Source organism: Algorimicrobium echini, from assembly GCF_900115185.1.
Taxonomy (GTDB): domain Bacteria; phylum Bacteroidota; class Bacteroidia; order Flavobacteriales; family Flavobacteriaceae; genus Algorimicrobium; species Algorimicrobium echini.
Window position 1 is genome coordinate 152,501 of sequence record NZ_FOVN01000001.1, and the last position, 12,613, is coordinate 165,113.

Here is a 12,613-nt window from a genome sequence, read left to right on the forward strand (position 1 = left end):
TTGTGTGTAACTAGATGTTTTGGCAGTTACTTATTTTTATTTATTAATTAATTCGTTTAAAAATTGAGAATTGATGTGTGTAAAATCTGCAAATACAAAATCTGCTTCTTGTAAAACAGATGATTCTCCAATTCCAATACTAATCATATTCGCGGTATTGGCCGCTTGAATTCCAGCTACGGAATCCTCAAAAACAATACAGTGTTCCGGATTAATATTCAAGGCCTTTGCAGCTGAAAGAAATACCTCTGGATTGGGTTTTCCTTTTACCACATCGTTACCATCTACTATAGCTTCAAAATGATGAAACAAATTGACTTTCTTTAAAATGGTTCGTGCATTTTTACTAGCCGACCCCAAAGCAATGCCTTGTTCTTTTTCTATTAAAAACTTTAAAACTTTTAGAACATCTGGCAGAATTTCCGATTCGTTCATCGTATTTATATACCCTAGATAATCATCGTTTTTTAGCGCCATTAATTTCATAAAATCAGATTCTGAAATGGTTTTATTTCCCCATTCTAAAATTTTTTCTAACGATTTTACGCGACTCACACCTTTGAGCTGTTCGTTTTCAGCTTCCGAAAAATGCACATCGATACTTTGCGCTAACTTTTTCCAAGCCAGATAGTGGTATTTTGCAGTATCTACAATTACGCCATCTAAATCGAATATAAATCCTTTTTTCATCATTTAATCCGTTTCTATTTGATATGAAATAGCATCTTTATTTACTATGAGTAGGTTGCATAAGCCTGCTATTATTAAACTTATTCCAGCAACCGTCATGGCATTTATTGTTTCTTCTCCTAACAAGTTAGACACAAAATTAATACCGCCCAAGGCAGCAATAATTTGTGGAATAACAATAAACATGTTGAAAATACCCATAATAACACCCATTTTTTTAGGGTCTACTGAGCTAGATAACATAGCATACGGCATGGACAAGATACTTCCCCAAGCTATACCTATAAGAATGAAGCTGTATTTTAAAGTTTCAGGAGTTGCAAAGTACATATACAAAAACCCTATTCCGCCAAGAATTAAGGAGCCTAAATGCACGTATTTTCTATTAATTCGGCGTTTGGAGGTGTAAAATGCTAAAATTAAAGCAAATGCCATGGACGACAACCCATAAATTCCCATAGCGGAACCTACTAAATTGGATGATTTTTGAAAAGCTGTATTGGCCACATCAAATGCCTGTGCTTGAGCAGAAATAGTCATATCGTAAGCTGACTCAATGGGAGCAGGTGTATTAAACACATGTTCGGTTAAAGCGGGATTAGCTAAACTCCACATAGTAAAAAAAGCAAACCAACTAAAAAACTGAATTAGCCCTAATTTTTTCATGGTTAGTGGCATATTTCCAATATTATTGAGAATGTCTGGTATAAATTGATTTTTTTTAGCTTTTTCCTTTTCAAATTCTTCCATATCTTCTGGAGGATATTCTGTAGTTGTAAAAACTGTATAAAGAATACTTAATAAAAAAACGGCAGCACCAATACCAAAAGCAATTTTCACAGACATAGGCACAACACCTTGCGGAGCAGCATCACTGACACCAAGTTGTGAGACAACCCAAGGTAAATTACTAGCAATCCAGGTTCCGATACCGATAATTAATGTTTGAATAACAAACCCATAGGAACGTTGAGAATTGGGTAACTTATCGGCTACTAAAGCCCGAAATGGTTCCATAGAAATATTAATAGACGCATCTAAAACCCATAAAAGTCCTGCTGCCACCCATAAAGCAGGCGAATGAGGTACGAAAAACAGCGCTAAAGAACTTAAAATAGCACCAATTAAAAAATATGGACGTCTGCGTCCCCATTTAGGACTCCAGGTTCTATCGCTTAAATACCCAATAATAGGTTGCACTAAAAGCCCTGTTAAAGGTGCAGCAATCCACAATAATGGAATGGCATCTTTTTCAGCACCAAGTGTTTGAAAGATACGAGACATGAAGCCTCCTTGTAATGCAAAGCCAAATTGGATTCCTAGAAAACCGAAACTCATGTTCCAGATTTCCCAAAACCCTAATGCATGCTTTTTCATAATAGTATGTTTTAATTTATACTATTTTGACAAGCTTTTAGAACTCATCAAAACCTATTCGAGAAGTGAAAATATAAGTTTTGATTTGGGTGTAAATATATAAAAGTTTTTAAATAAGCAGCTGTTAAATTTTATTTGGTTGAATTACGTTCAATTATTTTAGTTTCAATAACTACGGTCTTGTAGTGCTCATCGTCCTCTTCGGCTTCCAACCTGTTTATTAATAATTCAGCAGCCTTTTCGCCCATTTGCTGGGCATGTTGTCTTACTGTTGTTAAACTTGGGGTAGCGTGTTTAGACAAAACACCGTCTGTAAACCCAATAATCTGAACATCCTCGGGTATGTTTTTTCCAAGTTTTCTGGCTACTTTCATAGCCGTTAAGGCATATAATTCATTAACTGTAAAGACACCATCTATTTTACTATTCCCTCTAAACAGTCCCTCAATTTCAGCCTCTAAATCTTCTAAATGATCTTCTGAATCTAACTCTTCAACAATTTTTAAAATAAGGTTAGATTGTGGCTCTAACTTATTTTCTTCTAATGCCTCCAAATATCCTTGAGTTCTTAACCTACCAACACTTACATAATCTTTAGTTGTAATAAGTGCAATGTTTTTACAGCCGTTATCTATTAATTTCTTAACCGCATTTTTGGAGCCTAATAAGTCATCGACAATTACTTTATCGCAATTAACTTCGTTAACCACTCGATCGAACATAACAATTGGCATCCCTTGGTTTATAGTTTCATTAAAATGGTGGTAATCTTGCTGTAATAAAGTCTCTTTTGAAATGGATAAAATAAACCCATCTATACTTCCATTAGCTAACATTTCCATATTAATTACTTCTTTCGAAAACGATTCGTTAGATAAACCAACAATAACATTATAACCACGTTTATTGGCAACCAATTCAATACCTCGAATTACTTTGGAGAAAAAATGATGTACAATTTCAGGAATTATAATACCGATGGTTTTTGTTTTTCTGTTTTTTAGACTTAATGCAATATTATTAGGTCTGTAATTATACAGTTTTGCAAAAGCTTGAACTTTATTACAAGTATCTTCACTAATTTCTTTACTATTTCTTAAAGCTTTGGAAACAGTAGAAATAGAAACATCCAATTCTTTTGCAATTTGTTTTAAGGTTACTTTTCGCTTCATAGCTTCTTTTTTCAAAAAATCTTGCATAAATATATCATAATAACAGCTTCCATTATCAGATTTTATGCTTTTTATTGCCCAAAATTACAATCTGTTAAAAAGTTGTTAACACGAAAACGTTTTCGTTAAGGATATAACAAAGATGGGCACTTTTTTTCCTTAAAATTTACATAGATTTAACCTCGAGAAGTGAAAATATGATTAAATAAATTTAAGACTAATTCAAAAAAATTTATGAAAACAACTTTTAATAGCATACTGTTTCTATTGCTTTTGTTGCCAACTTTTTTAGTAGCTCAAAATCAAGTTTCTGGAACAGTAACTGAAGAAGGATCTTCATTCCCTTTACCTGGTGTGAATGTCATAATTAAAGGAAGCACCAAGGGTACTGCCACAGATTTTGACGGCAACTACCAACTACAAGTAACGAATGGCGATATATTAGTTTTTTCTTATGTAGGTTATGTAACCAAAGAAATTACATACAGTAATGAAAACACATTAAATGTAGTTCTTGCCGAAGATGCTGCCCAATTAGACGAAGTCGTTTTAATTGGATATGGCAGTGTTAAAAAGAGTGATGCTACAGGCTCTGTTTCACTGGTAACAACAAAAGATTTCAACAAAGGTAATATTGTTTCCACAGACCAATTATTAAATGGTAAAGTAGGCGGATTGCGTATTACAAATTCTGGTGGACAACCAGACTCTGCCTTAAATATTAGAATTCGTGGTGGCTCATCATTAAGTGGTAGAAATGACCCACTTATTGTTATTGATGGTGTCCCATTATCCAATATTAATCCTGCAGGAGTTAGTAACCCACTATCATTAGTAAACCCAAATGATGTAGAAAGTTTTTCTGTATTAAAAGATGCATCTGCAACGGCTATTTACGGCTCACGAGCTTCCAATGGTGTTATTATAATTACCACCAAGAAAGGAACTTCAGGAGCACCTCAATTTAATTTTTCTACAGACATGTCTATCAACAAAGCTAAAGATGGTTTAGATATGTTTGAGAGTAACGAATATGTGCGTTTTATTCAAGAATACCATCCTGAATTAGCAAACAAACTTGGTGTGACACTAGGATCTGTTCAAACAAATGAAGCCATTTCACAAATTATACAAGTCACAAATAGTGATGGAGATTTAGAAAGTAGAGCAATTTATAACACCGATTGGAGAGACAATGTATTGAGAACCGCTTTCACATCCAACACCAATTTTAGTTCGCGTGCTTACTTATTTAATGCATTGCCATTTAGAGCGTCTGTTGGTTATACGAATGCCGAAGGTGTTGTTAAAACAGATGATTATGAGCGTGTAACCGCTTCCTTAAACTTATCCCCTAAATTTTTTGATGATAAACTAAAAGTAACAACAAATGCCAAAGTAACGTATGCTGATAAAAACGCAGCCGATGTTGGTGGTGCATTAGGTGGCTCATTAGTTTTTGACCCTACTAAACCTGTTTATAATACAGCTAGTGACAATCGTTTTGGTGGCTACTATTTTAACACCAATGTAGATGGCAATAATTTAATATTAGATGGGCAGTACAACCCATTGGCACTTTTAGAGCAACGTGATCGTCCTGAACGCACTACGCGTTTTTTAGGTAATTTAGAGTTAGATTATGCCTTCGACTTTTTACCTGGCTTACGTGCTGTGGTGAATTTAGGATTAGATGCTTCAAAATCCGATAAAACAGAACGTTTTTATGATAATGCAGCAGCAACCTATCGTTTTAATAGTGAAAACACAGACATTAATAATAACTTTGTTTTTAACCCTGGTGTAAACTACCGAGAAAACCAAACCCTTACAAATACCACGTTAGATGCCTTTGCGCAATACACCAAGTCCTATAACGATACGTTTGTAAGTAAGTTTGATGCACAATTAGGATACTCTTATCAAAACTTTAAAAATGATGGAAATTCAGAACAATACAGGTACAACGAAATAACTGGATTGAGAGAAGTTAACGAAAATCCTGCAAATTTAAATAACCGTTATTACAACGAAATGAATTTACAGTCCTTTTTTGGTAGAGCTAATGTAGATCTGTTAGACCGTTATTTATTCACGTTTTCTTTAAGAGCGGATGCATCTTCACTTTTTGTTGCAGATGACCCGTGGGATAGCAATGCTTGGGGCTTTTTCCCAGCTGCTGCCTTTGCATGGAAAATAAAAAGCGAGAATTTTATGAAAAATGCCAATTTCGTAAACGATTTAAAATTACGTATTGGATGGGGTAAAACAGGCCAACAAGATATTACCGCTGCTGTAGGATATTATCCAAATACACCATTATTTGTTGCAGGAAGTAACAGTAGTCAGTATATTCCTGGAGCAGGCCTATATTCTGCCTTACCATTTAACCCAGATTTAACTTGGGAAAAAACTACCACCTATAATTTAGGTATTGATTTTAGTTTCTTTAAAAACAACTTTATCTCTGGTTCTTTTGATATTTATCAGAAATTCACTGACGATTTATTAGCACGTGTAACCGTACCACCAGGGCAAGGTTTCTCTGATACATTTGTTAAAAATGTGGGTGAAATTGAAGGTAAAGGCTTTGAAGTAAACTTAAATATGAATGCCTATCAAACGGAAGATTGGAACATATCACTAAATGGAAATGTTGGATATGTTTATAACGAGGTAACCGATATTGGTGGTCAAGCAAACATAAATAGAGGAGGAAGTTTACGTGGCACAGGATCTTTCCTATTAAGTGATGTTGTGGGAGAGCAAGCACAAAGCGCCTATGTTTTTAAACAGGTTTATGACACCAATGGAAACCCAATTCCAGGTGCTTTTGTTGATTTAAATGGCGATAACATCATAAATGATAACGATAGATACTATGCTCAAATAGCACCAAATTGGACTTATGGTTTTGGTTTAAACGTAAGCTATAAAAAATGGGATTTATCATCTGGATTTGTAGGTCAAGTGGGTGGAAATTTATATAATTTTAATAAATTAAACTATGGATTTACAGATGCAGTCGTACCAGCAAATAATAATAGCATTACCAATGCATTAAATTTTTATGATGGTGCTGCCAATCCAGCTTTTGAAACTGTAAACGGCAATATTCAATTTTCAGATTATTTCTTAGAAGATGCTACATTTTTACGTTGTAACAATATTGTGCTAGGCTACACATTTGATAATATGATTAAAAATGGAAATGTTAGAATGTATGGTGCGGTTTCAAATCCTTTCATTATAACAGATTATTCAGGTTTAGATCCTGAAAACCCAGGTGGTATTGAGCGTGATTTTTATCCAAGACCAACGACCTTCACCTTGGGTGTTAATTTTGATTTTTAAAAAAATAACTATGAGAAAAATATTTTTAACATTAATAGGACTTTTGACACTAACTATGGTGTCTTGTACTGATGATTTAGATACAGAACCAAAGGTTGAATTAACTTTGGAACAGATTTTAGAAGACGATCCAAATGCCATTGAAGGTATTGTTTCCAGACTATATGCGTCTTTTGCACTTTCGGGACCAAATGGACCTGGAAGTTCAGACATTAGCGATGATCCTGGTGAATCGCCATTTTTAAGAGGTATTATTAACCTTCAAGATTTCACAGCCGACGGCATGAAAAATAGATGGGGAGATGATGGTTTAGACCAATTGACAACAACATCAGACTGGGACGCCAATAATAAGTTTTTTAGATATCTATATAACCGAGCGTATTATACCATTCCACAGTGTAATAACTTAATTTCCATTTTAAACACCTCTACAGATATTCCAGACGCAGCTGAAGCACTATCTGAAGCACGTTTTTTACGTTCGTTAGCGTATTTTTATTTAATAGACACTTTTGGAAAAGGCGTGTTAGCAACTGAAGAAAATTTAGGCCAAACCGATCCTCTACCAGAAGCAACTAGACGCCAGTTATTTGATTACGTAGAATCTGAATTATTAGAAATTCAACCAACTATGGCTCCTAACAATGGCTATGGTCGTGCCAACAAATTTACAGCAGCCATGTTACTTGCTAAATTGTACATGAATGCAGAAGTATATATAGGCGAAAGTAGATATGATGCCGCTGTAACTTATTTAAACCAAGTAATTGATGAAGGTGGTTATAGACTAGCAGATAATTTCCTTGAAAACTTTTCTGGTGATAATGATAGATCTCCAGAAATAATATTCCCGCTATTAGCAGATGCTGTAAATAGTCAGAGTTTTGGGAACACAACTTATATCGTTAATGGAAATTTAAGTTCCGATACCATGACATTATCAGACTTTGGTGCTGCAGAAGGATGGCAAGGTCACCGAGCAACAGAAGCATGGTATGGTTTATTTGGTGATTTAAGCACCTCAACAGATACACGTGCTGAACTGTTCTGGACCGATGGTCATAATTACACCATGACAGATTATAAAGAATGGACCGATGGCTATCCATCTATTAAATTCAGAAACACAGATTTTTTCAATCCAACAAACCTAACAACATCATTTTCTAGTACCGATTTCCCATTATACAGATTAGCTGATGCCAACCTCATGTATGCTGAATGTGCTATTCGTGGTGCTGCGGGTGCAGACTTAAGTAAAGCGCGCGATTTGGTAAATGATGTAAGAGAACGTGCTAACGCGTCTACAATTACAATTAGTGAATTAACTCTAGACTTCATTATTGATGAACGCGCTCGTGAGTTAAATTTAGAAGGTCATAGAAGAACTGATCTTATTAGATTTGGAAGATTCACAGGAGGAAGCTACGTCTGGCCATGGAAAGGAAATGTCCAAAATGGGGCATCTATTCCGGAATATTACAACCTGTTCCCTATTCCCGAACAAGCAATTAGTGCAAATCCAAATCTTGAACAAAACACAGGATATTAAAAATTAAAAAACAATTATTATGAAAACAATAAAAATTATAGCTGCTATTTTTCTTTTAAGCCTAGGTTTTCAGGCATGTCAAACAGACGATGATTTGGAATTTGTAGCACAACCCAAAGGTGAACTCGTTTTTACAAATACATTTTTACAACAATATGTTTTAACACCTGGCACAGATGCCAATGATAATATTGGTGTTGCGTTTACGTGGAATCCAGCCGATTTTGACACTCCAACGAATGTGTCTTACGAAATTCAACATTCACTTTTAGGAGATTTTACAGATGCAACAGTTGTTAGTGAAGCAACTTCTGAAACCTACTTAACATTATCTATTGGTAAGTTAAAGGAATTAGCAACAGAAGCTGGTCTTGATAATGATTCTGGAAGTCCTGAACCAGATACAGGCATGCTAACTTTTAGAGTCCGTGCTTTTGTTGGTGACGCTATTTCAACAACAGAATCTTTTTCTCCAGCACAACCAATAACCGTGTACTTACCACCAGCAACAACAGGTGGTGGTTCAGGAATAGAAATTGCTTCTTGGGGTGTTGTTGGTAGTGGTTACAATAATTGGGGTGCTTTTGCCGATGGCGAATTTTACACAACCAGCGAAGCTAACGTAATTGTATCTTATGTAACGCTAGTAGATGGTGAAATTAAATTCCGTGAAAATAATGCATGGGATAGCGATTTAGGTGATAATGATACAGATGGAAGTCTAGAAGCTGGAGGCGCAAATATTCCTGTAACCGCTGGTAACTACAAAATTACAATCAATTTAAACGATAATACTTATACCATGGAAGAGTTTTCCTGGGGTGTTGTAGGTGATGGTTACAATGATTGGGGTGCTTTTGAGGATGCTAAATTCTATTATGACTACACAACAGACACTTTTAAAGTTGGTGTTAGATTATTGGATGGCCAAATTAAATTCAGACAGAACAACGAATGGACTACAGATTTTGGTGATACAGGTGCTGACGGAACACTAGAGCCTGGCGGAGATAATATAGATGTTACCGCTGGACATTATTTAATAACATTGGATTTTAATAATAATGTTTATTCTATAGTTGAAGATGATATTTTAGGTGTTGTTGGTGGTGCTTATAATGATTGGGGAGCAACAGCAGATTTTTCATTAAGTGAAATTCAACCTGATATTCTTGTAGGCGATATTGTAACATTAATTGATGGTCAAATAAAATTCCGTTATAACAATGCATGGGATAGTGATTTTGGTGATACTGGAGCCGATGGCACTTTAGATGCTGGTGGTGATAACATAGACGTTACCGCAGGTTTATATCGTGTAAGACTTGATTTAGCCGCTGGAACATACCAACTGAATAAAATTCAATAATACACTTATTCATAAAAAGGGACTGTTTTATTAATCAGTCCCTTTTTCAATTTAAAAAATAGTTATGAAAAATTTCTACTGCTTTTGTATCTCTTTATTCTTAACACAAATAACTTTTGGACAAGTATCTGTTTCTCCGAATCCATTTGAGATTGATGAGTCCATAACTATTACTGTTAATTTAAACAGTAATGCTACTGACTGTAATGGACTAAATAATCCAAGTAAAGTATATGCCCATTTAGGTTTAGGAACAGATGGTAACGAATATGGAACAAGTGTTGTAGGAAACTGGGGCCAAGACGATGGAATAGGTGAAATGACCAACAATGGAAATGGTATATGGAGTATTACGTTAACACCCAACACCTATTTTTCGCTAACACCTCAACAAGAACAAGTTGTTACCAAAATGGGGATGGTTTTTAGAAATGCAGATGGCACTCAAGAACTGAAAGCTACTGGCTGTTCAAATTTTATTTTTGATGTTGGAACCTTTCAAGTTACACTTACCAGTCCAAGTCAAGACTCAACTACTATTTTAAATCAAAACCAAGATTTTGAAATTACGGCCTCAAATATTGGAGGCAATGCAAACTATGTATTAAAAGCCAACGGAACTATTATAAACACGCAAAACAACATAGCCAGTTACTCCTATACTGACTCAAACATTGTTACCAACAAAAATTATGAGCTAGAAGTGTCATTAAATGGTAGCACTATAACAAAAAGGTTTAATGTGCTTATTGACCCTGGAAATCAAATTGCTGTTATGCCAACAAACTACCAAGATGGTATCACTTATTTAAATGATTCGGAAGCAGTTCTCGTTTTATATGCTACAGCAAAAGATTTTGTATATGTAGCAGGTAGCTTTAATAATTACCAACCCACTTCAGCATATGCTATGAAGAAAGATCCTACGCGAAACAATAAATTTTGGATAACACTTACTGGATTAACACCAGGACAAATAGAGACCTATCAATATTGGGTGGTGGACAAAACTCCCTTAGCAAATTCACCTTCAGTTGTTAAAACAGCCGACCCATATTCTACGCTCGTTCTTTCTCCGTTTGATGACCCAGGAATTCCTTCAAATTCGTATCCAAACATACCAGCTTATCCACAAGGTCAAGAACGTGAAGTTACTGTTTTACAAACTGGCCAAACACCTTACAATTGGCAAGTAACGGACTTTGAAAAACCTAAAAAAGAAGATTTAGTGATTTATGAAGTTCTTATCCGTGATTTTGATTTAAATAGAAATTTTCAAGATCTAATTAACAGAATAGATTACTTTAAAAATCTAAACATTAACGCTATTGAATTAATGCCTGTAATGGAATTTGAGGGTAATGAAAGTTGGGGCTATAATACAGCTTTTCATATGGCACTGGATAAATTTTATGGAACTGAAGATAAGTTCAAAGAATTTGTGGATGTCTGTCATCAAAATGGTATTGCCGTTATTTTAGATGTAGCATTAAATCATGCTTTTGGAAGAAACCCAATGGTACGAATGTGGATGGATGATCCTGATGGTGATGGTTGGGGAGGACCTAGCGCTGAAAACCCTTATTTTAATCAAGTTGCCACACATAGTTATAGTGTTGGTAGTGATTTTGATCACTCAAACCCCAGAACAAAAGATTATACCAAACGTGTTGTAAAACATTGGATTGAAGAATTTCACATTGATGGCTTTCGCTGGGATTTAACTAAAGGGTTTACACAAAACTGCTCTCCAAACGACGAAGGTTGTACTAATAGCACCCAACCAGATCGCGTTGCCGTTTTAAAAGAATATGCTGATTATAGCTGGAGTCTTGATGACACACATTATGTTATATTTGAACATTTAGGTTCTGCAGCCGAAGAACGTCAATGGGCAGATTATAGATTAGATGAAGGAAAAGGCATCATGCTTTGGGGTAAAATGACAGACCCATATGCTGTATTAGCACGAGGTTATGCTACAGATCCGAATGGCGTTAATAATGGTGCTGGCGGAAACCTTACAGGTGTTGGGAGTGAAAGCCGTGGTTTTGCAGCAAACAGATTGGTTGGTTATGCAGAAAGTCATGATGAGGAACGTGTTCTATATGATGTGTTAACTCACGGAAACACCAACGGACAAAATACACAAACTCTAGAAAATAGAACAAAACGCATGTCTAGTGTTGGTGCTGCATTGTTTACGGTTCCGGGTCCAAAAATGATTTGGCATTTTGGCGAACTCGGTATGGAAAATTCCATTTTCACTTGTAATAATGGCACAGTTAATGAACCTGGAGGTGGTAATGGCGACTGTAAACTAGACACAAAACCGCAACCACAATGGGCTCAAAACTGGCCAAATGATGTTAACAGAAATGGTATTTATAATACCTGGTCTCGCCTAATTAATCTTAAAATTAATGAACCTGTTTTTGAGGGCACTTACAGTATTGAAACCCAAAACTCTAACCTCAAACAACGTATTTCTGTCTCTGATGCAAATTTGCCTAATACGAGCCTAAATAGTGTTATTGTTCTAATTAATTTTGACGTCACTGCGCAAAGTATAGTGCCTAATTTTACTTCTACTGGTACATGGTATGATTTAATGGATGAAACTGGAGCATCAACTATCAACGTATCAAATGTTTCCGCACCAATTTCAGTACCTGCTGGCGAATTTAGAATATTTGGGAATACCAACAGTACTTTAAATACAACTGATTTTAGTTATAATGAGACCTTTAAATTATATCCAAATCCGGTAAATACTTCATTTTCTATAAATACAGCTATCTCTAATTTGGAAATTTATGATATAACAGGAAAATTAGTCAAAGCCTATCAAGGTTCCTTTATAAAAAATTCAGAGTTTAATATTTCAAATCTTAAAAATGGCATTTATATCGTAAAAGCAAAAAATAATTCAGGAAGTCAAACAACCACTAAACTTGTAAAAATCTGATTTATTTTTAGGTGATTAATAGCTTTTTTTATCCAAAAAGGTTCGATATTTAATCGAACCTTTTTTATTCTTTTACTTTATAAGTTTACCCTCATTTACACTTCTAAAATTAAATAAACGATGAAATT

7 protein-coding genes are annotated in these 12,613 nt (G+C 35.0%); 4 read left to right on the plus strand and 3 right to left on the minus strand.

Going from position 1 to position 12,613, the window contains the following annotated elements:
• Window positions 1-36 precede the first annotated feature (36 nt).
• The 3 genes from pgmB to BM239_RS00730 all read right to left on the minus strand — a co-directional run bounded on the left by pgmB (window position 37) and on the right by BM239_RS00730 (window position 3,239).
• Window positions 37-693 (minus strand): beta-phosphoglucomutase, encoded by a 657-nt coding sequence (gene pgmB, locus BM239_RS00720; protein WP_092205742.1) that lies wholly within the window; start codon window positions 691-693, stop codon window positions 37-39.
• Window positions 694-2,067 carry an MFS transporter gene (locus tag BM239_RS00725; RefSeq protein WP_092205743.1) on the minus strand — a complete coding sequence of 458 codons (1,374 nt, stop codon included), beginning with the start codon at window positions 2,065-2,067 and terminating at the stop codon, window positions 694-696. It lies immediately after the preceding gene.
• A 131-nt stretch (window positions 2,068-2,198) separates the two neighbouring features.
• A complete protein-coding gene (locus BM239_RS00730) occupies window positions 2,199-3,239 on the minus strand; it encodes a LacI family DNA-binding transcriptional regulator (protein ID WP_092206732.1) in 1,041 nt (346 codons plus the stop codon).
• A gap of 234 nt (window positions 3,240-3,473) precedes the next feature.
• On the opposite strand from BM239_RS00730, the gene BM239_RS00735 reads away from it, so the two are divergent.
• The 4 genes from BM239_RS00735 to BM239_RS00750 all read left to right on the plus strand — a co-directional run bounded on the left by BM239_RS00735 (window position 3,474) and on the right by BM239_RS00750 (window position 12,485).
• Entirely contained in the window at window positions 3,474-6,593 is a 3,120-nt protein-coding gene (locus BM239_RS00735) for a SusC/RagA family TonB-linked outer membrane protein (protein WP_092205744.1), read from the plus strand.
• Between the two features lie 10 nt (window positions 6,594-6,603).
• Window positions 6,604-8,148 (plus strand): RagB/SusD family nutrient uptake outer membrane protein, encoded by a 1,545-nt coding sequence (locus BM239_RS00740; protein WP_092206733.1) that lies wholly within the window; start codon window positions 6,604-6,606, stop codon window positions 8,146-8,148.
• A 19-nt stretch (window positions 8,149-8,167) separates the two neighbouring features.
• Window positions 8,168-9,517: a SusF/SusE family carbohydrate-binding protein gene (locus BM239_RS00745; RefSeq protein WP_092205745.1), complete on the plus strand. Its 1,350-nt coding sequence runs from the start codon at window positions 8,168-8,170 to the stop codon at window positions 9,515-9,517.
• A 64-nt stretch (window positions 9,518-9,581) separates the two neighbouring features.
• The gene (locus tag BM239_RS00750) at window positions 9,582-12,485 is read left to right on the plus strand and encodes an alpha-amylase family glycosyl hydrolase (protein ID WP_092205746.1); all 2,904 of its coding nucleotides are present in this window, start codon (window positions 9,582-9,584) and stop codon (window positions 12,483-12,485) included.
• Window positions 12,486-12,613: the final 128 nt, after the last annotated feature.